At 73.0% G+C, this 24,497-nt stretch carries 21 protein-coding genes; 18 read left to right on the plus strand and 3 right to left on the minus strand.

The window, feature by feature from the left end; genetic code table 11:
- Positions 1-135: 135 nt before the first annotated feature.
- Together ACWC5O_RS28320 and ACWC5O_RS28325 are read left to right on the plus strand one after the other, a co-directional pair.
- Positions 136-651: a YbaK/EbsC family protein gene (locus tag ACWC5O_RS28320; protein WP_386573296.1), complete on the plus strand. Its 516-nt coding sequence runs from the start codon at positions 136-138 to the stop codon at positions 649-651.
- Positions 648-1,493, plus strand: a complete 846-nt coding sequence (locus ACWC5O_RS28325) for an EamA family transporter (RefSeq protein WP_450590000.1) — start codon at positions 648-650, stop codon at positions 1,491-1,493. Before ACWC5O_RS28320 ends, ACWC5O_RS28325 begins: the two co-directional genes overlap by 4 nt.
- A 151-nt stretch (positions 1,494-1,644) precedes the next feature.
- Here the strand turns inward: ACWC5O_RS28325 and ACWC5O_RS28330 are convergent, their stop codons facing one another.
- The gene (locus ACWC5O_RS28330) at positions 1,645-2,997 is read right to left on the minus strand and encodes a COG1470 family protein (protein ID WP_450590001.1); all 1,353 of its coding nucleotides are present in this window, start codon (positions 2,995-2,997) and stop codon (positions 1,645-1,647) included.
- Positions 2,998-3,229: 232 nt separating this feature from the next.
- Here ACWC5O_RS28330 and ACWC5O_RS28335 point away from each other — a divergent pair, with 232 nt between their 5' ends.
- The 4 genes from ACWC5O_RS28335 (at position 3,230) to ACWC5O_RS28350 (ending at position 10,172) form a co-directional block, all read left to right on the plus strand.
- Positions 3,230-3,922: a LuxR C-terminal-related transcriptional regulator gene (locus ACWC5O_RS28335; RefSeq protein WP_450590002.1), complete on the plus strand. Its 693-nt coding sequence runs from the start codon at positions 3,230-3,232 to the stop codon at positions 3,920-3,922.
- Positions 3,923-4,117: 195 nt separating this feature from the next.
- Positions 4,118-7,282 carry a hypothetical protein gene (locus tag ACWC5O_RS28340; protein WP_450590003.1) on the plus strand — a complete coding sequence of 1,055 codons (3,165 nt, stop codon included), beginning with the start codon at positions 4,118-4,120 and terminating at the stop codon, positions 7,280-7,282.
- A complete protein-coding gene (locus tag ACWC5O_RS28345; protein ID WP_450590004.1) occupies positions 7,279-7,986 on the plus strand; it encodes a DUF4255 domain-containing protein in 708 nt (235 codons plus the stop codon). The genes ACWC5O_RS28340 and ACWC5O_RS28345 overlap by 4 nt, the downstream gene beginning before the upstream one ends.
- Before the next feature lie 80 nt (positions 7,987-8,066).
- Positions 8,067-10,172 carry an AAA family ATPase gene (locus tag ACWC5O_RS28350; RefSeq protein WP_450590005.1) on the plus strand — a complete coding sequence of 702 codons (2,106 nt, stop codon included), beginning with the start codon at positions 8,067-8,069 and terminating at the stop codon, positions 10,170-10,172.
- Positions 10,173-10,178: 6 nt separating this feature from the next.
- Here the strand turns inward: ACWC5O_RS28350 and ACWC5O_RS28355 are convergent, their stop codons facing one another.
- The gene (locus ACWC5O_RS28355) at positions 10,179-11,750 is read right to left on the minus strand and encodes an eCIS core domain-containing protein (RefSeq protein ID WP_450590006.1); all 1,572 of its coding nucleotides are present in this window, start codon (positions 11,748-11,750) and stop codon (positions 10,179-10,181) included.
- Positions 11,751-12,000: 250 nt separating this feature from the next.
- On the opposite strand from ACWC5O_RS28355, the gene ACWC5O_RS28360 reads away from it, so the two are divergent.
- The 4 genes from ACWC5O_RS28360 to ACWC5O_RS28375 are packed head-to-tail and all read left to right on the plus strand — an operon-like array spanning position 12,001 to position 14,682.
- Positions 12,001-13,560, plus strand: coding sequence for a phage tail sheath family protein (locus ACWC5O_RS28360; RefSeq protein ID WP_450590007.1), 1,560 nt, complete (start codon positions 12,001-12,003; stop codon positions 13,558-13,560).
- A gap of 35 nt (positions 13,561-13,595) precedes the next feature.
- Positions 13,596-14,036: a phage tail protein gene (locus ACWC5O_RS28365; RefSeq protein WP_097254126.1), complete on the plus strand. Its 441-nt coding sequence runs from the start codon at positions 13,596-13,598 to the stop codon at positions 14,034-14,036.
- Complete coding sequence (locus tag ACWC5O_RS28370; RefSeq protein WP_450590008.1) at positions 14,033-14,527, plus strand: hypothetical protein; 495 nt, start codon at positions 14,033-14,035, stop codon at positions 14,525-14,527. The genes ACWC5O_RS28365 and ACWC5O_RS28370 overlap by 4 nt, the downstream gene beginning before the upstream one ends.
- Complete coding sequence (locus tag ACWC5O_RS28375) at positions 14,524-14,682, plus strand: DUF6760 family protein (RefSeq protein ID WP_163014002.1); 159 nt, start codon at positions 14,524-14,526, stop codon at positions 14,680-14,682. The genes ACWC5O_RS28370 and ACWC5O_RS28375 overlap by 4 nt, the downstream gene beginning before the upstream one ends.
- A gap of 1,822 nt (positions 14,683-16,504) precedes the next feature.
- Here ACWC5O_RS28375 and ACWC5O_RS28380 read toward each other — a convergent pair.
- Positions 16,505-16,726: a hypothetical protein gene (locus ACWC5O_RS28380; protein ID WP_450590009.1), complete on the minus strand. Its 222-nt coding sequence runs from the start codon at positions 16,724-16,726 to the stop codon at positions 16,505-16,507.
- Positions 16,727-17,557: 831 nt separating this feature from the next.
- Here ACWC5O_RS28380 and ACWC5O_RS28385 point away from each other — a divergent pair.
- From ACWC5O_RS28385 to ACWC5O_RS28420, 8 genes are all read left to right on the plus strand, one after another.
- On the plus strand, positions 17,558-18,058 hold the full coding sequence (locus tag ACWC5O_RS28385) for a hypothetical protein (RefSeq protein WP_450590010.1): 501 nt from the start codon (positions 17,558-17,560) through the stop codon (positions 18,056-18,058).
- Between the two features lie 44 nt (positions 18,059-18,102).
- On the plus strand, positions 18,103-18,528 hold the full coding sequence (locus ACWC5O_RS28390; RefSeq protein WP_097254129.1) for a phage tail protein: 426 nt from the start codon (positions 18,103-18,105) through the stop codon (positions 18,526-18,528).
- Between the two features lie 63 nt (positions 18,529-18,591).
- Positions 18,592-19,314 (plus strand): CIS tube protein, encoded by a 723-nt coding sequence (locus ACWC5O_RS28395; protein ID WP_145876483.1) that lies wholly within the window; start codon positions 18,592-18,594, stop codon positions 19,312-19,314.
- The gene (locus tag ACWC5O_RS28400; protein ID WP_450590011.1) at positions 19,311-21,140 is read left to right on the plus strand and encodes a VgrG-related protein; all 1,830 of its coding nucleotides are present in this window, start codon (positions 19,311-19,313) and stop codon (positions 21,138-21,140) included. Before ACWC5O_RS28395 ends, ACWC5O_RS28400 begins: the two co-directional genes overlap by 4 nt.
- A 39-nt stretch (positions 21,141-21,179) precedes the next feature.
- Positions 21,180-21,497, plus strand: coding sequence for a PAAR domain-containing protein (locus ACWC5O_RS28405; RefSeq protein WP_390773645.1), 318 nt, complete (start codon positions 21,180-21,182; stop codon positions 21,495-21,497).
- Positions 21,497-21,919, plus strand: a complete 423-nt coding sequence (locus ACWC5O_RS28410) for a GPW/gp25 family protein (RefSeq protein ID WP_097254132.1) — start codon at positions 21,497-21,499, stop codon at positions 21,917-21,919. The genes ACWC5O_RS28405 and ACWC5O_RS28410 overlap by 1 nt, the downstream gene beginning before the upstream one ends.
- A complete protein-coding gene (locus tag ACWC5O_RS28415; RefSeq protein ID WP_450590012.1) occupies positions 21,919-23,880 on the plus strand; it encodes a putative baseplate assembly protein in 1,962 nt (653 codons plus the stop codon). The genes ACWC5O_RS28410 and ACWC5O_RS28415 overlap by 1 nt, the downstream gene beginning before the upstream one ends.
- Positions 23,877-24,440: a phage tail protein gene (locus ACWC5O_RS28420; RefSeq protein ID WP_450590013.1), complete on the plus strand. Its 564-nt coding sequence runs from the start codon at positions 23,877-23,879 to the stop codon at positions 24,438-24,440. The genes ACWC5O_RS28415 and ACWC5O_RS28420 overlap by 4 nt, the downstream gene beginning before the upstream one ends.
- Positions 24,441-24,497: the final 57 nt, after the last annotated feature.

Here is a 24,497-nt window from a genome sequence, read left to right on the forward strand (position 1 = left end):
ACGAAACCCTCGCAACTACCTGGGCCTTCTGGGGCTCGCAGCCGCACTCTGCTGCTACAAGCGATACATCCGCCTCACCACGTAGGACACGGTCTCAGTCGCGTGTGCTGCACAGCGACCGCTAGCGTGCCCGGCATGACGACGACAGCCGCCACTGACGCCGAAGAGTCCGGAGCCCATCCCCGGTTCGCCGAAGCCCTCCGCGCGCTCGGGCTGGAGGATCTCCTCGCCCGGACCCGCCGGTTTCCGGAGGCCACCCGTACCGCCGCCGAGGCCGCTGCCGCGATCGGGTGTGAGCTGAGCCAGATCTGCAAGTCGCTGATCTTCGCCGCCGACGGGGTGCCGGTGCTGGTGCTGATGGACGGGGCCTCGCGGGTGGACGTGGAGCGGGTGCGGGAGGTGCTGGGGGCCGGGAAGGTCACCCGGGCCGACGCCGGCGTCGTACGCGAGACCACGGGGTACGCCATCGGCGGCGTACCGCCCTTCGGGCACCGCACCCGTACCCGGGTCCTCGCCGACCGCTCGCTGCTCGCGCACGACGTGGTGTGGGCGGCGGCCGGGACGCCGCACACGGTTTTTCCTGTCGAGCCGAAGGCGCTCGTCGCCCACGCCGGTGCCGACCTGGTGGACGTTCGCGAGCAGAACGCGTGACGCCGCTGGTCACCGTGGCGGTGCTGCTCGCTGCGGTCACCCACGCCAGCTGGAACGCCATTGCGCACCGCATCACCGACAAACTGGTCGGGTTCACGCTGATCTCCGGTGGCGGCATGCTCATCGGGCTCGCGGCGACGCCGTTCGTGGCGTTTCCGGCGGGACCGGCCTGGCCGTACCTGTTCGCCTCCGCGGGCGTGCACATCGCCTACTACGCGCTGCTGATGACCTCGTTCCGGCTGGGCGCCTTCGGGCAGACGTACCCGATCGCGCGCGGCAGCGCACCGCTGGTGGTGACCGTGCTGGCGGCGGTGTTCGCGCACGAGGTGCCCGGCGCGTGGGCGGCGGCCGGGATCGCCGTGTCGTGCGTCGGGCTCACCGGTGTCAGCCTGTGGGGGCTGCGCGGCAGTCGGCCCGACTGGGCCGCGATCGGTGCCGCTCTGGCGACGGGTCTGACCATCGCCGCGTACACGGTGATCGACGGCCTGGGTGTACGCGCCTCGCACGCCCCGCTCGGCTACATCGCCTGGCTGATGGCCGTTCAGGGTGTCTTCGTCCCCGCGTACATGTACGCGCGCGTGCGCGGTGACACGGTCCGGCAGCTACGGCCGTACGCCTCGCTCGGCCTGCTCGGTGCCGCCTTGTCCGTCGCCGCGTACGCCCTCGTCCTGTGGGCCCAGACCCGTGCCGCCCTCGCCCCCATCGCCGCCCTGCGCGAGTCCTCGATCATCGTGGGCGCGGCCATCGGGGCGTTGTTCTTCAAGGAGCGCTTCGGTGTGCCGCGGATCGCGGCGGCGGGTCTGCTGGTCGTGGGGATCGGGCTGATGCTGCACGCGGGGTAGCGGGCGCCCCGGCACACGGCAGTGACCTGTTTCTGTCGGTAATGGTGTGGTTTTTGGTCCTGGGTTGCCGATTTCCAGCCGGAACAAAAGTCAACCCTTTACATAAGCCGTCGGTAACGATCGACAATGGCCCGGAACCGGAAGGACCGGTTCATTCCCTGGTGCGGCTGAGCACTCCGCTGACGTTCAGGACCTCGTGGCACCCCTGTGCCTGACGTCCGGTGGCCGGTGTGCCGGGCTTCGCGCACGTCACGTTGATGGTCACGGTGTCGTTCGCGGGGATCTTGATGGGGGTCACCCAGTGGTAGTCCTGGTTCCGGAAGGTCTCCAGCGCGATCGTGGTGATCTTGCGCTCGCCGAACGTGATCGTCAGCACCCCTTCGTCGCCCTGGAAGTTGGCGACGACGATGTCCGTGACCCCGAAGACACTGTCCTCGGGCACCTTGTAGGTACCGGTCTTGGTCTGCCCGCCGGACGTCTTCAGATCGATGGTCGCCGAACTCTGCCGGCCGTCGCCGCCGGAGGTGCCGTCGCCGCCCGAACCGCCGGCACCCGAGCCGCCGTCACCGCCGGTTCCGGACGGTGCCCCCGACGCCTTGCCGCCGGGCTTGTTGTTCCCGCCGGTGCCCGGAGAGTCCCCGGAACCCTGGTCCCCGCCGGGCGTGGGACGGGGCTGGACCGCCTCGTGGGCCGCTTCCTTGGCGGCGCTGCGCACCGCCGGACGGACCAGGGCGAACCAGGCGAGCAACAGCGCGATCAGCGCGGCGAGCAGCGCGAGCAGCCACTTCGGGAAGATGGGGATCTGGACGAACTCCGCGTCCAGCGGCGCCCGTACGGCGGGATCGTCCCGCCTGGTCTCCGCCGCCTCCTCCAGGTCCCCGGTCTCGGTGGTGTCCACGGTGAACGGCCACACCACGGGTTTGCCGAACCACACCGGCTTGGCGGTGCGGACCCGCAGCACGACCTCCGTCGACTCACCGGGCTCCAGCTTCGGCTCCGCCGGGGTGAAGGCGAACCCCAGCTCCTCGCCGGCCTGGCCGGGAGTGAAACCCACCTGCACCGGGGTGTTGCCCTGGTTGCGCACGGCCAGCCGGTAGCGGCCGCGCAGCCAGCCGCGCCGGCGGCGCGGGGCCAGCTCGGTCTGCAGCTCGTGGAACTCCTCGACATGCACGGTGGTTTCGAGGACCCGCACCGACTCGGGGTGCTCGGTCGGCAGCACCCGCACGCCGAGTGGCTTGTCGCCGGCCCGGATCTCCGGGGAGCGCGGCGGCGCCAGACGGAGCGTCACCGTCTCGGAGGTGCCGGGGTACAGCGAGACACGCGCGGGTTCCACCGTGGTCCAGGGCGCGCAGTCCCCGACGGCCTCCAGGCTGTACGCCTCGACGATGTCGCTGTCGTTGCGCACGGTCAGGGTGGTGGTGGCGATGTCACCGGGCGTCACCGTCGCGGCCGGGATGTCGAGGCCGGGCGCACCGGGTCCGGAAGAGGCTGCGGAAGGCGTCACGCCAGCACGGTAGGAGAGCGCTCCGGAGCGCGGCGAGGAGCGCGAGGGCAACACCCGGGCAGTCACGGTGCCCGTGAAGTCAAATCGAACGTCTTTGTGGCAGCGGGTCGTTGATGTGGCGCGCCGCCTCCCGCGCACCGCCCTTCCGTGGTCGCCTCGAGCTGCACTTCTACCCCCACGAAACTCATGAAACAGGTACACCATGTCCCCTTTTGAGGAGAACGGCCCTGTTATGTTCGACGCCACGTCACATGCCGCCGCTCAGATCGACTCGACCCACCCGACCTCCCGCCCAGCCCTCCCGAACCGGGTGACCGTGGCCCTCTACGCCGCCGATCCCGTCCTGCGCATAGGCGTCGTCCAGCAGCTGCGCCAGCGCCCCGAGGTCGACCTGGTGGACGAGGCCGACGCGGACCGGGCCCAGGTGTCACTGGTGGTCGTGGACAGCGTCGACGACGACGTCGCCGCCCTGCTCAACCGGCTGCGGCACAACAACGCCACGCACACGGGCCTCGTGGTCGGCACCCTCGCGGCCGGCGGGCTGCAACGCGTCATCGAGTGCGGCGTGGCGGCGGTGCTGCGCCGCGCCGAGGCCGATCAGGACCAGCTCCTGCGCCTGGTCCTGGCGCTGGCCAACGGCGAGGGAGTGCTGCCCGGCGACCTGCTCGGCAAGCTGCTCTCCCACGTCGGCAGCCTGCAGCGCTCGGCGCTCGACCACGGGAGCCTGTCCCTGTCCACCCTGACGACGCGCGAGGCGGACATGCTGCGCCTGGTGTCGGAGGGCCTGGACACCGCGGAGATAGCCCGCAAGACCGCGTACTCCGAACGCACCGTCAAGAACGTCCTGCACGAGATCATCACCCGGCTGCAGCTGCGCAACCGGGCCCACGCAGTCGGTTATGCGTTGCGCAACGGGCTGATCTGACGGACGGCGCCGTCGGGCCGGGACGGGGGCCGGCCGGGCGGTCGGCCCGGCGACGGCCGGGAACCCGGCACTGCCCGAAAGCGCACCGCGCGCTTCCCCCGGGTACGGCCCCGCAGCCCTGCCGCGCCGCGCGCGGCCGGTGCAGGGTGGCGGGGGCACATCCGGATGCCGCACCACACTGCGAAGGGGACCGTGATGGAAACCGCTGGCTCCGGCGGGCGGTACCGCCTGGGGAGACTCGGCTCGGCGTTGCTGCTGCTCGTCCCGCTGCTCGGGGTGGCCGCGGCCGCCGGGCCGGGCAGCGCCGAACCCCAGGCGAGGCCGGCCGCCGCCGCGGCCACCCGGGTCACGTACGCCGGTACCCGGCACCGCAGTCTCGGCCGGGTCGCCACCACCACCTCCAGCACACCGCTGTTCGGCGCGGGCCCGGCCCACAACGACGTCCAGCCGTCCGCCCTCGGCGACCAGATGGTCTTCGCAAGCCGCCGCGACGAGAAGAAGCCGCAGATCTACCTGCGGTCCGCCGACGGTTCGGTGCGCCGGCTCACCAGGGGCCTGGACGCGGCGCACCCCCGGCTGACGCCGGACGGCCGGGCCGTGGTGTTCGACGCGGCCGCACCCGGCGGCCCGGACGGCGGGACGCAGCGCGACCTGTGGCTGGTGCGCACCGACGGCACCGGCCTGACCCGGCTGACCGACACGCCCGCCGACGAGGAGTGCCCGACGGTGTCCCCGGACGGGCAGCGCCTGGCGTACTCCAGCGACAGCGACCCGGCGGCCGGCCGGCAGATCTACGTCCGGCCCCTGAACGGCGGCACCGCCACCCGGGTCACCGACCCGGCGAACGGCACGGCCACCGAACCGGCGTGGAACCCGGTGAACGACGACGAGAACCGGAACTGGATCGCGTACACCGCCACGACCACCATCGACGGGCAGTCCGTGCCCCGGCTGCGGGTGACGAACGCGGAGGGCACCGGTGACGAGCCGCTGCTCGGGGGCGCGCGGGCACAGTGGCGTGCCCACGGGGCAGCGTGGCTGCCCGACGGGGACGGGGTGCTGTTCCTGAGCCCGGAGATCACCTGTGAGTGCGAGGGCGACTGGGACCACGTGTTCCGGGCGACCGCCCACTCCGACCAGGTCCCCTCACTGGTGCTCAACGAGAACCGCGAGGTCCTCTCGCCCACCTGGCTCGGCCCGCTGAACGGCGGCGGCGTGGTCGTGGAGCGCACCTCGGCGGCCACCCCGCACGTGGTGACGCTGCAGGACATCCGGATGGACGGGTCGGACCCCCGCGACCTGGGACTGACGATCCTCGACGAGGACCCTGCGGCCGACACCAACACCGATCCCGCCAAGGACCCGCTGTTCCAGCCCGCGGCCGGGTACGACCCGTGGACCGAGCGGCAGAACTACACGCCCGATGGCCGCCGGATCGTCGTCACCCGCTTCGAGAACAACGCCGACGGCCAGCGGATCGAGCGGATCTGGATGACGGACGCCGACGGCTCCAACGCCGCTCCCCTGCCGCTGGCGGGACGCGGGGCGAAGGACTGGGACACCGACCCGACGTTCTCCCCGGACGGCAAGTACCTGGCATTCACCCGGACTTCGCCGGGCGGTGTCGGCCAGGCCGCCGGACCCAGCCGCATCCTCATCGCGGAGGTCGCCACCGGCGCGATCACCGGCCGGATCACCCCGCCGGCCGGGCAGCGCCAGGGCCAGGACGCCCAGCCCACCTGGTCCTCCGACGGCACCACTCTGGCCTTCACCCGCAACATGCAGATCAACGGGGGCGGCGGCAACAAGCACATCTGGACCGTGCCCGTGAACGACCTGTCCCGGCAGCGCGACCTGAGCGCCACGATCTGCCCGGGCGACTGCGAGGTCATCGACGACAGCCCGGCGTTCTCCCCGGACGGTCTCAACATCGCCTTCAACCGCAAGAACGGCGCCGGCCGGATCGACGAGCAGAACGGCATCCTCCTGACGTCGCTGTCGGGCGACGACTGCCAGGTGCTGCTGCCCACCGCCGCCCGCGGCCTGCCCGGCGCCTGCGGCCGGCAACTGCCGGAGAACACCGGCCCGTTCCAGCCCCGGGACGCCGCCTGGACGGCCGACGGCAAGGGGCTGGTGATCAGCGCCCGCCCCAGCCGTCCGGTCAACACCCCCGAGAAACTCAAACTCCTGGACATCGCGTCCGGCAAACTCACCAAGCTCACGACCGAGCTTCCGGGCCGGCAGAAGGAACCCAGCGTCCAGCAGTCCGTCGACCTCGCCGTCAAGGCGCCCGGCACCGTCCCGGAGGTGACCGTCGGCGACTCCACCACGGTCCGCGTCGACGTCGTGAACAACGGCCCCGCCGCCTCCCCCGGCACCCGGCTGACCGTCGCCCCGCCGCTCGGCGTGCGCGTCACCCGGATCACCTGGTCCGGGGGCACCTGCGACGCCGCCTCCCTCCAGTGCGACGTCGGCGTGGTGCCGCCCGGCACGACGGTTCCGGTGGACGTCACCCTCACCGGGGTCACCCCAGGCGACGCGCCCGTCGACTGGTCGGTCACCGGCACGGTCCTGGATCCGCGGCCCAGCGACAACGCGGGCCGGACCGTAGTCCCGGTGCGCGAGGCCACGCCGCCCCCGACCCCCACGCCGACCCCGACGCCGCCCACTCCGACACCGCCGCCCACTGTGCCGCCGAAGCCGGAGGAGCCCAAGGCCGGGCCCGGGGTGCGCGTCACGGCCCAGCCGAACCCCGGCTACGTCGGCGGGCGCGTCGTCGTGACGTACACGGTGCGCAACGGCCGCAACGCGCTGGCGACCGGCCTGCGGCTGCGCATCGGCCTGCCCAAGGGCATCCCGAACAGCGGGCCGCCGGAGGGCTGCGACCGCTCCTGGGTGTGCGCGCTGCCGGACCTGACGCCGGGCGCGAGCACCGTCGTACGCGTCGTGCTCAGCCCCGACAAGGCACTGACCGGCCGGGTCACCGGCGTCCTCACCACCACCGGGACGGACGCCGACAAGAGCGACAACACCGCACGGCAGCGGCTGCGCATCCTGCAGCCGCGCATCATCGCGGTGCCGGACATCGGCAAGCCCGGGTTCGTCACCTCGGTGCGTGGCAAGGACTTCCCGCCGGGTGCGCCGGTGCGGTTCACCTGGAAGCCGGGGATCACCGCGGCCGCGGCGCCGACCGTTCCGAAGCCGGACGGTACGTTCATCGGCCAGCTGCTCATCCTCGCCAAGGACCAGACGGGACCGCGCGTCATCACCGCCAAGGGCCCCGGATTCTCACCCGTGACCACCGACTTCCTGGTGGTCAGCGGCAGCGTGCAGCCGCCCGACGAGGTGACCCGCCGGTGATCCATGAGGTCGACGAGGGGCTGCGCCGCCTGCTGGGCGAGTCGGGCCTGGAGGCATCGGGCGTCGACGTGGTCTTCGACGCCCCCACCCGGGACTGGGCCGCGCGCCGCAGCGCCCCGACGGTGTGCGTTTTCCTGTACCACATCCGCGAGGACGCCACCCGGCGCGGCAGCGGCGCCGGGGAGGTGTACGACGAGGACGGGTACCTCGTGGCGCGGCGCAGCCCGCCGCGCTGGTTCGAGCTGACGTACCTGGTCACGGCGTGGGCGAACCGCCCGCAGGACGAACACCGGCTGCTCTCGCAGGTGCTCACCTGTCTGGTGGCCAACGACACGCTTCCCGCGCGGCTGCTCACCGGCACGCTCGCCGAACTCGGCCTGACCGTGGGGCTGGACACTGCGGGGGGCGCGCTCGACGCACCGGCCGCCTCCGACGTGTGGTCGGCGCTCGGCGGGGAGATGAAGGCCTCCCTCGCGGTGCAGGTGCGGGCACCGCTCGCCGGCGTGACCACGGCCGCCGCACCACCGGTCACCGAGGGCCTGGTCGTCCGTTCCGCGGCCGGGCGCGAGGGCGAAGAAGCGACGTCCGGGCGCCGGCTGCGCTACACGGAGGTCGGCGATCCGGGCCCGGAGGGCTTCACCGGCCCGCGTGAACGGCCACCCGTCCCCGCCCGACGCCGCCGCCGGGGGGACCGCCAGCCGTGACACACACCGCCGAAGATGTCACGGACACCCAAGCCGAAAGCGAAAACGTAGTGACCGGCCCCTCCGGTACCGAAGCCGACGTGGTTGCCCGAACCGACGTCCGCCCCGATGCCGATGCCGTTTTCGCCGACGTGGACCACCTGTGGACGCGGCTTCGCGTGGTCGAGGAGCGCGTGCGGCACGCGGTGGCGGCCCGCCGGGCCGGCGACCCCGACCCCGACGACCCGTACCGGGGCCAGTACCTCACCCCCGAGGCGGCGGCCCGCATCCTGGACGAGCCGGGCGGCCTCGACGTACCAGCGCACGAGCCGGGGCAGCCGCCCGCCGGTTCCGTCCTCGACGGCCTCGCGCGGAGGTTCGGGCTGTCCCCGCTCGACCTGGACCTGCTCCTGGTCGCGCTGGCACCCGACCTCGACGCACGGTTCGAGCGGCTCTACGGCTACCTCAACGACGACCTGACACGACGGCGCCCCACGGTCGGGCTCGCCCTGGAACTGTGCGGGCTCGCCGGGGCGGCGTCCGCCCGGTTCCGGCTCGCTCCGGGCGCCCCGCTGGTCGCGGGCGGTCTGGTGGAGGTCACCGAGCCCGAACGGCCGCCACTGTCGCGGGTGTTGGCGGTTTCCGACCGGGTCACCGGGCATCTGCTGGGCAGTGCCCGGCCCGACGCCCGGCTCGCCGGGATACTCGGCGAGGCCCGCGAGGACCCGACCGCCGAGGCGGCCGACGTCCACCGCACGGCGGCCGCAGCCGGCACCGGCGTCGGCCTCGTCCATCTGCGCAGCCGGGGCGGCGACGCGGCGGGTCTCGCCGTCGCCGCCCTGCGCGCGGCCGGGCTGCCACCGCTCGTCCTGGACGCGGTGGCCCTCGCCCGGCGCTCGGCCGACGTACCGGAACTCGCCCGGACAGCCGCCCTCGAAGCCCGCCTCACCGGCGCCGGAGTCGTCCTCGGCCCCCTGGAGGCGCTTCCCGGGGAACCCGCCGAACGGGGCGGCATGCTGGGGGCGTTGTGCGCGGCGCTGCGGGGGATCCCCCTGATCACCCACGGCACGGTCGGCTGGGCCCCGGAGTGGGCGGCCGACACCCCCGTCGCCCTGACCGTGCCGGCGCCTTCGCCCGAACGGCAGGCCGCGCGCTGGCGGCACGCCCTCGAAGGGGCGGCCGACGACATCTCGGGTGACGGCCTCGCGACCGGTGACGTGAAGGCGCTCGCCGAGGCGGTCGCCGCGCACCGCCTGGACTCCGGGCAGTTGCGCCGCGCTGCCGACGTGGCGGTGCGCACGGCCGCCCTCGCGGGGCGCCCGGTCCGCCCCGACGACCTGCGCACGGCCGTACGGGCCCAGAACGGCGCGGGGCTGGAGCGGCTCGCCCGCCGGGTGGAGCCGGGTGTCGGCTGGGACGACCTGGTGCTGCCGCCGGCCACCCACCGGCGGCTGCGCGAACTCGCGGTGCGCGCCCGCCACCGCGAGCAGGTGCTCGGGCAGTGGGGGATGCGGCCAGGCGGCGGCCGGGGACGCGGCGTGATCGCGCTCTTCGCAGGGGAGTCGGGCACTGGAAAGACCATGTCCGCCGAGGTCGTCGCCGCCGACCTGGGCATGGACCTGTACGTGGTGGACCTGTCCACCGTTGTGGACAAGTACGTGGGGGAGACCGAGAAGAACCTGGAGCGGATCTTCACCGAGGCGTCGGCGGTCAACGCCGTGCTGCTCTTCGACGAGGCCGACGCGATCTTCGGCAAGCGCTCGGAGGTGAAGGACGCGCACGACCGGCACGCCAACATCGAGTCGGCGTACCTGTTGCAGCGCATGGAGTCCTTCGACGGGATCGCGGTGCTGACCACCAACCTGCGGGCCAACCTCGACGAGGCGTTCACCCGACGGCTGGACGTGGTCGCCGACTTCCCGGTGCCCGACTCCGGCCAGCGCCTCGCCCTGTGGGAGCGCTGCCTGGGCGACCGGCTGCCCCGCGCCGAGGACCTGGACCTCGCCTTCTGCGCCGACCGCTTCGAACTCGCCGGCGGCTCCATCCGTGCCTGCGCGGTGACCGCGGCCTACCTCGCGGCCGAGTCCGGCAGTCCGCTCACCATGCGGCAACTGGTGAGGGCGGTCGCGCAGGAGTACCGCAAGCTGGGACGGCTGGTCCTGGAGGGCGAGTTCGGACCTTACCTGACGGACGCCCTCGACGCCTGAGAGACCTCAGTCGGACGCCTTCTTCCACTTGGCGCCCACTTTCTCCCACCGTTCCAGGGCGGGCGGGGAGAGGATCGCGCCTCCGTACTCCTTTTCGTGAAGGCGCTGCGCCTCCCTCAGCTTGTCCGCAACCGCCCCCCAGTCGACGGTGGGCGCGTTCGCCAAGCTCAGTGCGTCCTTCAGCTCGCTCGACCGTGGCGTCATCGCGCCCTCAGGCGTGTAGTTGAAGTCGGTTCCGGATCCCGGGTCGCCTGTCCTCGTGTCACTCGCCGGTCCCATTTCCAGGTTGGCCGGCATGTTGTGCAGGGCCTTTTTGTTCGCCGCGGTCGAGCCGAGTACCGTCCGTACCTCGTCCAGGAACTCGAACAGCGGTTTCGCGTTCGCCTTGTCCCTCTCGGCCGAGGCGAGTACAGCGTCCAACTCGCTACGGGAGATCTTGTGATGGAGGGTTGTCTTGTCGCCCCAGATCGGATGGTCCGCCCGCATCTCCGCATGTGCCGAAGTGACCGCGCTCGCCGCCCAGTCACTGCTGCCGCCGCCCATACCCGCGAACCCGGACGCGTGTTTCGCGGTTTCGATCTCCGTGAGGAGAGCGTCCATCATTGACTCGTCGTTCTTCACTTCGTCGAGCGTGAAAAGATCGCTTCCGGGTACGATTCCGATCTCTTCGAGGAGGAGCTCCTTCTCGTTCTGCTTCTTTGCCTTGAATTCTTCGCTGCGTCCCTCGAAGTACTCCATTATTTCCTCGAACACGGTCTTCGAGGAAGTGGCCGCTTCCGCGGGTGGGTTGCCCCCCGCCTGCTTTTTCGACTGCTTCTTCTTGGGGGGCATGCGCTGCACCTCGGCCGACGCCCCGGTCGTCCGGTGCGCGGCGTCGGCGGTGTGGTCCGCGACCGAGCGCTGGACGTCCGCTCCGCCGCGCATCACCTGCTCGGCCTTGCGTTCGGCCGACCTTTCGAAGCGGTCGGAGGGGTCGCTGATGCTCAGGCCGCTGCCGTCGTCGGTACCGGCCACATTCCCTGCACGCTGCTGGCGGACGTGTTCCAGTTCGTGCGCGAGGGTCTTCTTGTCGATCGTGCCGCGGAACACGATGTGACGGGTGCCGGTGGTGTACGCCTCGGCCCCGACCGCCTCGGCGGAACGCCGGGCAGCGGCGCCGGTGTGGACCGCGACGTCGGAGAAGTCCTCGCCCGAGAAGCGGGCTTCCATCTCCCGCTGCAGCGAGGCGGGCAGTCGGCTGCCGGCGGACCGCACCACGGAGTTCACCGCGTCGGCGGCGCTCGGCTGCGCCGCGGCTTCCCGGTCGCGTCCCGCGCCGTGCTGATGCTTCGAGTGAGGGTCCTCGTGCACCCCGGCGTCCAGCTGTTCCTGGGCGGGCGCGCGCCGGGCGCGCCGGGCGATCATGGCGGTGACCGCGGCGTTGCCCGCGCCGCGCTGCGCCGCCCGGAGCACATCGGCGGTGAGTGGCGGCGGCGTGGCGGCGCCGCCCGAGGACGTCTCCCGGCGGGCGGCGGCGGCCGGGCCGCGCGTGGCCTGCCGGATCTCGGTCTGCTCCGTGTGCGCCCCGGACGTCCGCACTTCGCTGCCTCCTAGTCGGCCGCATCCCTGCTCCGGCCCCCCAGTGGACCGCCCGGGCAACCGGCACGTCCAGGCCCGTACGGGCAGAACGAGGGCAAGTCCGGGCGGCGGCCGGACCGCCCGAGCGGGCAGCCGAAGGCAGCGATCTTGCCCTTGGCCAGGTCCCCGCGTCCCTGTCGCCCCGGCGGACCTCCCGCACAGACTCGGCCTGGACACAGCTGACAGACCCGTAGGACGCGAAGGAGCGAGCATGCCGACGTACCTCACCCCGGGCGTGTACGTGGAGGAGGTGCAGTCCGGTGCCCGGCCGATCGAAGGGGTCGGCACCGCTGTCGCCGCGTTCGTGGGCTTCGCCGAGAACGGCCCGTTCCACGCGCCGACGCTGGTCACCGGCTGGGACCAGTACACCCAGCTGTTCGGTGGCTTCACCGAGGGCGCCTACCTGCCCCACGCGGTCTACGGCTACTTCGCCAACGGCGGCGGCGCCGCGTACATCGTGCGGATCGGCGGCTCCGCCGAGGACACCTCCGCGCCGGCGGCCCAGGGCGCCAAGCGGCAGCAGACCAAGGCCGTGGAGCCGGCGGAACTCGGCGGTTTCCTGGTCGCGGCCAAGCCCGGCGCCTTTGGGGTGTCGGTGGAGGTCGCCGACGCGGACGGCGAGAACCCGCCGGAGGACCGCTTCAAGGTCCTGGTCCGCCAGGGCGACCAGGTGGCGGAGACGTACGAGGTCTCCGCCCGCAAGAACGTCAAGGGCTACCTGGTCAACCAGGCCCGCGCCTCCAAGCTGATCGAGGTCACCGAGCAGCGCGGTGCCACCCAGAGCAGGCCCGCCAGCCAGACCGTGGCACTGGCCGACGCCCCGGCCGCCCCGGCCGTGCCCGGCTCCGGCGCGGTGTCCCGCCTCGACCCGGCAGAGTACGTCGGTGACGCCGGGGCCCGCACCGGGTTCGGCGGTCTGGAGACCATCGACGAGATCACCATGGTCGCGGTGCCGGACCTGATGAGCGCCTACCAGCGCGGCGACATCGACGCCGAAGGCGTGCGCACCGTGCAGCTCGCCGTGATCTCGCACTGCGAGCAGATGGGCGACCGGGTCGCCGTCCTGGACGCCCCGCCCGGGCTCTCCGCCCAGCAGGTGCGCACCTGGCGCAACGACGAGGCGGGCTACGACTCCCGGTACGCCACCCTCTACTACCCGTGGGTGCGGGTCTTCGACCCGGCCGCCGGACGCAACACCGTCGTCCCGCCGAGCGGGCACATCGCCGGCGTGTGGGCGCGCAGCGACGCCGAGCGCGGTGTGCACAAGGCGCCCGCCAACGAGGTGATCCGCGGCGCGGTCGACCTGGAGACCCGGCTCAGCAAGGGCGAGCAGGACCTGCTGAACCCGATCGGCGTGAACTGCATTCGGGCCTTCCCCGGCCGGGGCATCCGGATCTGGGGCGCCCGCACCCTCTCCTCCGACCCGGCCTGGCGCTACCTGAACGTGCGCCGTCTCTTCAACTACCTGGAGGAGTCGATCCTCCTGGGCACCCAGTGGGTCGTCTTCGAGCCGAACGACGACCGGCTGTGGTCGAGCATCCGGCGCAACGTCACGGCGTTCCTCAGCGAGGAATGGCGCCGTGGCGCCCTGTTCGGCCGCACCGCCGAAGAGGCCTTCTACGTGAAGTGCGACCGCGACAACAACCCGCAGGAGTCCATCGACCAGGGCCGGGTCGTCTGCGAGATCGGCGTCGCACCGGTCAAGCCCGCCGAGTTCGTGGTCTTCCGGCTGGCCCAGTTCTCCGACACCACCAGCCTCATCGACGAGTGACCCGCGGGTCTGCAGAGAAAGGTTGACAGACAGTCATGGCAACGGGCGATGCTCTTTCCACCCACGTCTTCGGCGTGCAGCTCGGCGGCTACATGGTCGAGTCGATCCAGGAGATCAGCGGGTTCACCGTCGAAGAGGATGTAGTCGAGGTCAAGCAGGTCACCTCGGAAGGCAAGCAGATCATCCGCAAGCAGCCGGGCGCCCGGCAGGCCGGCGAGATCACGATCACCCGGGGACTCGACCAGAGCAGCGAGTTCACCAAGTGGATCAAGGAGACCCTGAACAACGGGGCCGTGAACTCCGCACGGCAGAACCTCACCATCGAGATCAAGGACACCGAGGGCAACACGGTCCGCCGCATCCAGCTGATGCAGGGCTGGGCCTCCAAGTGGGAGGGCCCGTCCCTGAAGGCGGGCGAGTCGTCCGCGGCCACCGAGTCCGTCACGATCGTGTTCGAGGAGATCGTCGTCGAATGAGGCGTCGTACGGTCACGGCGGGCAACCTGGAGGAGCTGCTCCAGGTCACGGCACCCGCTGCGGCGCCGGAACAGGTGGCGGCCGCTCCGGCCGCCGCCCCGGTGCCCCGGGAGGACCACGGCCTGCGCACCGAGTTCGAGTTCGAGCTGCCGCGCGGGTACGTCGACGAGGCGGGCACAGTGCACCGCCATGGCGCGATGCGCCTGGCAACGGCCCGGGACGAACTGCGGCCCCAGATCGATCTGCGGGTCAAGGAGAACCCGGCGTACCTGAGCGTCGTACTGCTGAGCCAGGTGATCACCCGGCTCGGGAACATCACCGACGTGCACGCCGGGATCGTGGAACGGATGTACGCCACCGACGTCGCCTTCCTCCAGGACTTCTACCGCCGCGTCAACAGCGAGGGCCACACCCGTGCGGCGGTGACCTGCCCGCACTGCGACGGCGGCTTCGAGGTCGACCTCTCGGGTGGGCGCCTGGGGGAATCGTGACGTACGCCCTTCCCCGGCTCCGGGAGGAGATCGCGTACATCGCCTACCACTTCCACTGGCAGCGCGAGGAGATCCTCGACCTGACCCACGGCGAGCGCCAGCAGTGGGTGGCCGAGATCGCCCGCATCAACACCCGCATGAACGAAGGCGGTTGAGCACATGGCATGGCGGGACTGGCTGCGCCGCCGGGCCACCGGAGGACCGGACGCCGCGGAGCGCCCGCGGCGTGCGGGGCGCACCGGCGAGGGCCCTGACCCGGGCACGCCCGGCGGCTCGGGTTCCGCCGCGCCGGTTCCCTCCGTGCCGCACGACTGGGACGGCGGCTGGCGCCGCATCGCCGCGCCCGGACTGACCCTCTCCCGCGCTCCGCTCGGCGTCAGCGACGGCCTCACCTTCCGCGCGGGCCTCGCCGCCTGGCACAACCCGTCGTTCGACAACGGCCTCGGACACGCCCTGCAGCCCACGGCCCCGACCGGCCTCGTACGAGGAGTCACGCGCCCGGCCGCCGCACGGCCCACCCACACCGGTGGGGGGCCACTGCTGCTTCGGGCACTCCGCCCGGACGGGGCGGAGGGGGCGGAGGGGCCGCAGGGCCACGGGATTCCGGATGCCGGGATTCCGGACGGCACGGCTCGGACGCCGGACGGTCGGGCACCGCAGGTGCAGCGCCGGGCGCGTGCGGGGGCGCGGACGTCGGGTCCCGCGCCGTCCGTCTCGGAGCCGTCAGGTTCAGCGCCGTCTGGTTCAGTGCCGTCAGGTTCAGCGCCGTCCGGTCCGGTCCGGCCCGGCCCGCTGCCCTCCGGCTCCGGCTCCGCCTCCGCCGTGCGGCCCGCCGCTGGCGGCTCCGGCGATACCGGAGTGGCGGAAGCGGGTGCGGGACCGGAGCCCGTGGTGGCGCATCCCGGCGGCAACAGCGGCAACAACGTGGCGGGGGAGGGGCGTTCCAGCGGGGCTCCGCAGAACCGTGGCCTCACGTCTGGGGATTCCCCGGCCGTGCTCTCCTCGTCGCCTCGCCCTGTCCAACGCGCCGCGGCGCCGGGCACGGCACCGGTCGTGACTCCCACCGACACCGGCCGCCCGCCGGCCGTTCGGGAGATTCCGCTGGTACGACGTGTGGCGGTGCTCCCGGGCACAGCAGCCGGCGGGGGTATGGCCCGTTCCGCGTCCGAGCGGGACTCTGGGGGTGCATCCCGGCCCACGGCAGGTTCAGGAGGCCGTACGCCCTCCGGCCCCGCCGCCCGGACGACAGGTTCACCATCCGCTCGGGGAGCCGGACAGCCGGAGGCGTCCCACCCTGCCGTCCGACTCCGGCCGGTGGGGACTCGGCTGACCGTCGCCCTGCGCCCGGCCGGACCCGCACGCCGCATCCCCGCCCTGCGGCCCGCCGGCACCCCGGCGACCGCGGGCGGCGTTCCCGAGGCACCCGGTCCCCACTCCGCCACGACCGAACCGGCCGGTACGGGGGTGCCCTCGACCGCTCCCGTACAGCGTGCCGCCACCCGCACGGTGAGCCGCGCACCTCTCGGCGCCCCACTGAGCGAGCTGCCCGCCACGGCCGTTCCGCCGACGCAGGCCGCCCCCGCCCCACAGCCCCCGCCCGGCGCCGGATCCGTGTCCGGTAGGGCGCTTCCCGTCGTCCAGCGGCACGCCGAGGGCACAGCGGAAGGCGCAGTCGGCGCCTCGCGGTCGGCTGACGGTGGTGCGGGCGGGACGAGGCATGGTGCCCCGCGGCCGGTCGACGGTGGTGCGAGTGGGGCGAGGCATGGTGCCTCGCGCTCTGCCGACGGCGGTGCAAGGGGGACGAACCACGGCGCCCCGCGCCCGGCCGACAGCGGAGGGAAGGGGACGGCCCACGGCACCCCGGGCGGCACCGACGAGTCGCGCCGGACTGCCGGCCCGGCCCGGAGCGGCGCACGTGTGCGAGGTGGCCTGGGCGCGCCGCTGCCCGCGATGCCGCCGAGCGCCGACCTGCCCGGTTCAGCCGCGTCCGGTGCCCGCGCCGCTCGTACGGCGCCCGGCCCGGACGTCCAGCGCGCCCCGGCCCACCAGGACAGGGGCGCCGGAGCCGCTCCGGCACCGTCCGCGGCGGATCGAGACCGGGCGTCCGGTGAGACCGCACCCCTGCGACGGGGAGAGGGCGGAGCGGAGGCGCCGCTGCTGGGGGCCGTCGACGTCCAGCGCAGCCTCGCGGACCAGCACACCACAGGGAGCACTGCGGCACCCCGCCCCACAAGCCATGGAGACGGGCCGGCCACACCGCTGGTGACGCCGTCTCCGGCCGCAGCGCCGGAAGGCGCAGCGGGTACGGCAGGCTCGGCAGGCCCGGCAGGGAATGCGCCACGCTCCGGTGTGACCTCAGGCGGGCCGGGCCTGGACGGGCAACGGCCCCAGGAACCCGGTACCCAGGGCCCGGTCGTCGTGGCCCGGGCCCTGGCCGAAGCAGGCACCGAGCGCACCGAAGGCGGCCGGACCCCTGCCGCTGGCCCGCCGTCCGCACCGACGGCACCCCACTCCCTCGGCGCCGCGGCAGACCGACCTCGCACCGCGGCCGACCCGCGGGGTCTCACCGCGACCGTCTCCGGAGCGCATGCCGTCCCTGTGGCGCCCCGCACCCTCCAGTTGCTCCACGCGCGCCCGCTCGCCGTGAACACCCGCGCTCCGGAAGGGGTGGCGCAGCCCGCCGCCTCCCGCACCGGCGGCCGTCCCGTGGTGGCCGTGCGCTGGCCCGGCGCGCCGGCTGCCCTGCAGGGTGAGCCCGCGCCGTCCACCGAGGCGTCCGCGCGGTCGTCCCGGAGCCCGAGCCCGACCGCAGGCACTCCGGTGACACCTCGCGTACAGCGCGCCGTGACCGCGTACGGGCCGGAGAACTCGGCTGCACGAAGCACCAGTTCCCCGGCAACACCTCACGTACAACGAGCCGCGACCGCGCACGGACCGGAGAACTCGGGTGTACGAAACACCGGTTCCCCGGGAAACGTCCAGCGCGTCCCAGTCGTACGCCCTGCACCGCTGGGGTCGGAGACCTCCGGGGTGCTCTCCCGGTCGGCCGCCGTACCGGGGCGCCCCCTGCCGGTGACCGCCCCGCAGGCGCCGCCGCTCCCGGACCGCCCGCCGGCCACGTCGGCACCGGCACCGGACGGGACCGTTCCCGTAGTCCGGGCGCGGAACGTTGCGCCAGGCCCCCGAGCGGCGGCGGGCGGCGGCGGGAACAGCCCGGCGGCATTCCCGGTCCAGCGCGAGGTCTCCGGCGCCGGGAAGACCGTCTCCAAGGGCGTACCGGCCAAGGCGGCCCCGGCGCGCGGCAAGCAGCACCCGTCCGGCACACCCACCACGTCCTCGACGTCGTCCACGTCCTCCAAGTTCTCCGCCTCCGGCAAGCGCACGCCCCATCGCGCCGAGGCACCACAGGACCCCGGCATCGACCTGGACGACCTGGCCCGCCGCCTGCTGGACCCGATGGCCCGGCTGCTGCGCACCGAGCTGCGGCGCGGCCGGGAACGCACGGGCCGCCCCTACGACGGACGCCGCTGAGGGCACGGAACGGATCGGACGGATGACGGACGGATGACGGACGAATGACGGACAACATCTTCGCGACGAGCGTGTTCTTCCGGCTCGCGATCGGTGGCAACGACCTGGGCGCCTTCCATACCTGCTCCGGCATGGGCGCCGAGGTCGAGATGGAGAGCTACGCGGAGGGCGGCAACAACGACTTCACCTGGCAGCTCCCCGGCCGCGTGACCTGGTCGAACATCACGCTCACCCGGCCGGTCACCGCCGACACGGCGAAGATCGCCCGCTGGCTGGACGAGACGCTGAGGCGGGTGGAGCCCAAGGACGGCGAGATCGTGGCGTTGAAGCCCGACCTGACCCGGATCATCAGCTGGCAGGTGTTCGGGATCGTCCCGGTGCGCTGGCAGGGCCCGTCCTTCGACCCCAACAGCTCGCAGGCCGCGGTGGAGACCCTGGAGATCGCCCACGAGGGGCTTCGCCCTTCCTGACGCACCATCATCGACCCTCCCGCAGCCAGTGATTCGCCCTCGTCCCGGAAAGGAAGTCCCGGCATGTCCCCAGCGTCCCGCTCCAGTCGGGCCAGGGCCCAGCTGACGCTGAAGGAGCCCCCGGCCTCCGTCGGCGCGAAGCCCGGCGGGACGATCGCGCGGCTGAACCTCCAGTTCAACCCCTCCACCCTGGAGCTGCGCAAGACCACCGAGTGGCGGCGCTCCCCGTCCCGGATGGCGGGGCAGTCGGCGCTGCCCGAGTTCGTCGGTAGCGGCCCGCGTGAGCTGAGCCTGGAGGTGTTCCTGGACGCCACCGCCACCCACGACAACTCCGTGGAACTGGCGGTGGAGAAGCTGATGAAGGCGTGCGTGCCGACTCCGGCGAGCCTCGGCCGCAAGAAGCCGGCCAGTCCGTGGGTGCGGTTCGAGTGGGGCACCGCGCGGACGACCTCGTTCGACGGGGTGCTCTCCAGCCTGTCGGTGACGTACACGCTCTTCGACGTGGACGGCAAGCCGCTGCGGGCCACCTGCGCGCTGTCGATCGAGGAGGCGAGCGTCGACCCGCCGGGCCAGAACCCGACGTCCGGCGCGCGCACCGCCCGCAGTACGCACACCGTCGTGGCGGGCGACAGCCTGGCCCTGCTGGCCTGGCGGGAGTACGGCGACGCCACGGCCTGGCGGGCCATCGCCGAGGCGAACGAGATCGACGACCCGATGGCGCTCGTACCCGGCACCGAACTGGTGGTGCCGGCGCTGCGGGACGCGGGCGCAGAGGAGGAGCGGTGAGCATATCCGGGGAACAGGGCGGCCGGTCGTTCGCGGCGGACCCGGTCGTGGAGGCACCCGGCGAACTTCCGCCGATCTGGGCCGCCCAGCTGGTGAGCTGCGTGGTGGACGAGAACGTGGGCCTGCCGGACGCGGCGGTGCTCACCTTCCGCGACCCCGACCACGAGTTCCTGACGGCGACCGGCATCACCATCGGCACCCCGCTCAGGGTGTCCGTGGTGACCGTGAGCGGACAGGCCCGCGAGCGGCTGTTCAACGGCGAGGTGACGGCCCTGGAGCTGGACCGGGACCGCACCGGCTCATTCACGGTGGTGCGTGCCTACTCCAAGGCGCACCGCCTCCAGCGCGGCCGCAAGGTGGTGGCGTACCGGAACATGACCGCGGCGGCGATCGTCCGCAAGGTGGCCGCCGGGGCCGGGCTGGCCTGCGGCACCGTGCAGGCAGCGCCCGTCACGTACAAGCAGCTCTCGCAGGCGAACGTGTCCGACTGGGACTTCCTGCAGTTCCTGGCGGCCGAGAGCGGCGCGCTGGTGCGCGTCGACGACAAGGGGCTGCTGCAGTTCACCAAGCCGCAGAAGGCGTCCGGCGCGCCCGCGCCGTCGACGTCGGCCACCCGGAACCCGATGGTGCTGGAGTACGGGCGGAACCTGCTGGCGCTGCGGGCCTCGCTGTCGGCCGCGGACGGCGCGCAGCAGGTGGAGGTGCGCGGCTGGGACGTCACCACGAAGCGGCCGCTGGTGTCCCGGCAGCCGTCGGTGAACAGTGACACGGTGGTGCCGGGCCTGAGCCCGGCGTTCGCCGCCCGGTTCGGCAAGTCGTCGAAACTGACCGTCACCGACACCCCGTACCGCACCCAGGCCGAGACGACCGCGGTCGCCGACGCGGTGGCCGCACAGGTCAGCGCGGGCTTCGGCGAGCTGGAGGTGGTGGCCGAGGGCAACCCCAAGCTGCGGGCGGGCAAGCCCGTGGCGCTCGGCAACGTCGGGAAGGCGTTCTCCGGCAAGTACACGGCGACGGCGGTACAGCACGTCCTCGAACCGCAGGGCGGGTACCGGACGACGGTGTGGGTCAGTGCCAGCCCGGACCGCTCGCTCACCGGCCTGGTGACCGGAGCCAACGCGCCGTCCCGCGGCCCGCGCATGCCGGGACTTGCGATCGGCGTAGTGACCGACGTACGCGAACCGGGCGGCTCCGAGCGCGGCTCGGTGAAACTGAAGTTCCCCTGGCTGGACGACACATACGTCACCGACTGGGTGCGCACCGTGCAGTGGGGCGGCAAGGGCGGCGGTGGCGTGGTGAGCCCGGAGGTCAACGACGAGGTCCTGGTGGGCTTCGAACAGGGACTGCTGGACAGCCCGTACGTCATCGGAGGGCTCTACAACGGCGTGGACAAGCCGTCTCCGCACGACGTTCCGCTGATCGACAGGACCAGCGGGAAGGTCAACCGCCGCTCCATCGTGTCGCGTTCGGGGCACCGGATGGAGCTGCTGGACGCGAGGGCACCAGGACGCTCCGGGGTGCGGCTGATGACCGGCGACGAGCGCCTCGAAGTGTTCCTCGACGACCGGCGGGACCGGATCGAGCTGAAGGTGTACGCGGGGAAGGGCAGCCGGCAACCCCTCACCTCCGTCCAGCTCGACAGGAAGGGCATCACCCTGGACGCGGGGCGGGGCAACGTGAGCGTGTCGGGCCGGAACGTGGACATCAACGGCAGGGTCGGCGTGAAGATCGGCGGCCGCACGGTGAACGTCAGCGGCAGCTCGAACGTCACCGTCGACGGCGGTCTGCTCGGCGTCCTCAAGGCCAAGCTCATCCGCATCAACTGACCCCCTGCCCCCGAGATCTCGACTCGAAAGGAGCGCCGCATGCCCGCCGCAGCCCGTACCGGCGACCCCACCAACCACGGCGGGGTGATCGCCACCCCGCCGCCCGCCGCCGCCAGGGCGGTGGCGACCGTGCTGATCGGCGGCCGCCCCGCCGCCGTCGTGGGCAGCCTGCACACCTGCGTGGTGCCGCCGCACGCGGCCCTGGGACCGGGCAACGTGATCACGCCCAACCCGGCCGCTGCCACCCGGGGCACCGTCCTCATCGGCGGGCTGCCGGCCGCGCGGGCGCGCGACCAGACGACGTGCGGCGCCATGATCGTGACCGGCGCCCCGAACGTCCTGATCGGCGGTGTGTGATGAGCGAGCGGTTCATCGGCCGTGGCTGGGCGTTCCCGCTGCGGGTCGGGCCGACCGGCGGGATCGCCATGGTCGAACGGGAGCGGGAGATCGAGGAGGCGATCCGCCTGGTGCTCGGCACCGCGCCCGGCGAGCGCCCCATGCGACCCGAGTTCGGCTGCGGCATCCACGACTACGTTTTCGCCCCCGGTGACGGAGCCACCGCCGGACGCATCGCGCAGCAGGTGCGCGAGGCCCTGGAGCGGTGGGAGCCGCGCATCGCGGTGGACGACGTGGTGGTCGCCTTCGACGCCGTCGAGGACGGCACCCTCTACATCGACGTGCACTACACGGTGCGTTCCACCAACGACCGGCGCAACCTGGTCTTTCCCTTCTACACGATCCCCTCCGAGGAGGGGGCCGAGGAAGCGGGCGCTCACTGATGGCCCTGCCCTCCCCGAACCTGGACGACCGGCGGTTCCAGCAACTCGTCGACGAGGCCAAGCGGTACGTGCAGCAGCGCGCCCCGGAGTGGACCGACCACAACGTCTCCGACCCGGGCGTCACCCTGATCGAGACGTTCGCCTACCTCGTGGACCAGTTGCTGTACCGGCTGAACCGGGTTCCGGACAAGAACTACACCGCGTTCCTCGACCTGTTGGACATCCGTCTGTTCCCGCCCACCGCGGCCCACGCCGACGTCGACTTCTGGCTCTCGGCGCCGCAGCCCGACACGGTCGCGCTGCCTGCGGGCACCGAGGTGACCACCGCGGGCGGCGAGACTGACGAGGCCGTGGTGTTCACGACCACGGACGAACTGCGCATCGTCCCCAGCGAGTTGATACGCCTGCTGACCGCACCCCGGTCCGGTCAGCAGACCGACCGGACGGCCGTGCTCGCCGAGGGCCACGACATTCCCTGCTTCCAGGCGGCACCGGAGCCGGGCGACGCGCTGCTGTTCGGCCTGCCGGCGGCGGTGCCGCGCTGCGTCGTCGCGGTGCGCCTGGACAGCCGCGTGGAGGGCGTCGGCGTGGACCCGCGCCAGCCCCCGCTCGTGTGGGAGGCCTGGGACGGCGGCGGCTGGCAGTGGTGCGAGACCGGCACCGACACCACCGGCGGGCTGAACCGGCCCGGCGAGGTCATCGTGTACGTACCGGCCGGGCACACGGCGTCGGTGATCGGCGGGATCCGGGCCGGCTGGCTGCGCTGCCGGGTGACCGAGGCGGAGCCGGGCCAGCCGTTCTACTCGGAGTCCCCGACGGTGCGCGAGGCGGCCGTGTTCACCGTGGGCGGCACCATGTCCGTCGAGCACGCGGAGACCGTGACCGATGTGCCGCTCGGCACCTCGGAAGGGGTCTCGGGGCAGACGTTCCGGCTCGGCCGCCCGCCGGTCCTCCTCGACGGCGAGCCCCCCGTGGTCGAGGTGTCCTCGGCCGAGGGGTGGCAGCGCTTGGAGGTGGTGGAGCACTTCGGCCGCTCCGGCCCCACCGACCCGCACGTCCGCGTGGACGCCACCACCGGGGAGTTCACCTTCCCTCCGGCGCTGCGCGAACCGGACGGCACGCTGCGGCAGTGCGGCGCCGTACCGCCCAAGGGCGCCCAGATACGGGTGGCCCGATACCGCACCGGCGGCGGCCCGGCGGGCAACGTCGCCCGCGGCGCGATCTCCGTGCTGCGCAGCTCCGTTCCGTACGTCGCCCGGGTCACCAACCGGGAGGCGGCCCGGGGCGGCGTCGCCGGGGAGACCGTCGCCAACGCCAAGCTGCGGGCGCCGGAGGTGCTGCGGATGCAGGAGCGCGCGGTGACCGCCGAGGACTACGAGATCATCAGCCGCCAGGCCGCACCCTCGGTACGCAGGGTCCGCTGTCTGCCCGCCGCGGACGGTCCGGGCGCGGTACGGGTCCTGGTGGTGCCGGACGCGGTGGCCGACGAGGGCGACGACCGGCTCCGCTTCGAGCAGCTGATCCCCTCGGACCAGGTGCTCGAAGCGATCACCACGAGCCTCGACGAGCGGCGCCTGATCGGCACCCGCCTCGTGGTGGAGCCGCCGGTGTACCAGGGCGTCACCGTGGTGGCCCGGCTCGCGGCGGCGCCGGGCGACACCGACCGGGTGCGCGACGCGGCGCTCGACGCGCTGTTCCGGCACCTCAACCCGCTGAACGGCGGTCCGGACGGCACCGGCTGGCCGTTCGGACGGCCGGTGCAGTACGGCGACGTCTTCGGCGTCCTGCAGCGTGCCACCGGCAACGCGCTGGTGGAAGAGATCCGGCTGTTCCCCGCCGACCCGATCACCGGCCGGCGCGGCGCCCCGTCGGACCGCATCGACGTGGCCCCGGGCGCGCTGGTCTTCTCCTACCAGCACCAGGTGGTCGTCACGGCCGTCGATCCGGAGGCGCGGGGATGAGCCGCGCCGCCGTGCCCGGCCTGCCGAGCAGGTACCCGATCGGCGAGCAACTGCCCGCCCTGTACGCCGACGACGACTTCGCGCAACGCTTCACCGCCGGTCTCGACACCGTCCTCGCCCCGGTGTTCGCGACCCTCGACAACCTGCCCGCCTACCTCGACCCCCGGGTGACCCCGACCGACTTCCTGGCCTGGCTGGCGTCGTGGGTGGGCGTAGCGGACGACCCGCAGTGGCCCGTGGAACTGCGCCGCGAGGCGGTCGTCCGCGCGGTGGAGCTGCACCGGTGGCGCGGCACCAGGCGTGGCCTGGTCGAGGCCCTGCACCTCGCGCTCGGCGTGCACGCCGAGGTGACCGGCGACGGCGGCGCGACGTGGTCGAGCACCGCGGGTGCCGAGCTACCGCCGGACCCGGGCGCCGAGGTCCTGGTCCGGGTGTGGCCGGCCCGCGAGGCGCGGGTCGACGTGGTCAGGGTCCGCGAGATCGTCCGGGCCATGTGCCCGGTGCACATGGCCTTCCGGGTGGAGGCCCTGCCCGCCCCGCCCGCCGACGAAGGGAGGTGACGTCATGCGCGCGTGTCCCGCGTGCGGGGCGTCCAACGACCCCACGGACGACTTCTG

Source organism: Streptomyces sp. NPDC001450 (genome assembly GCF_053597295.1).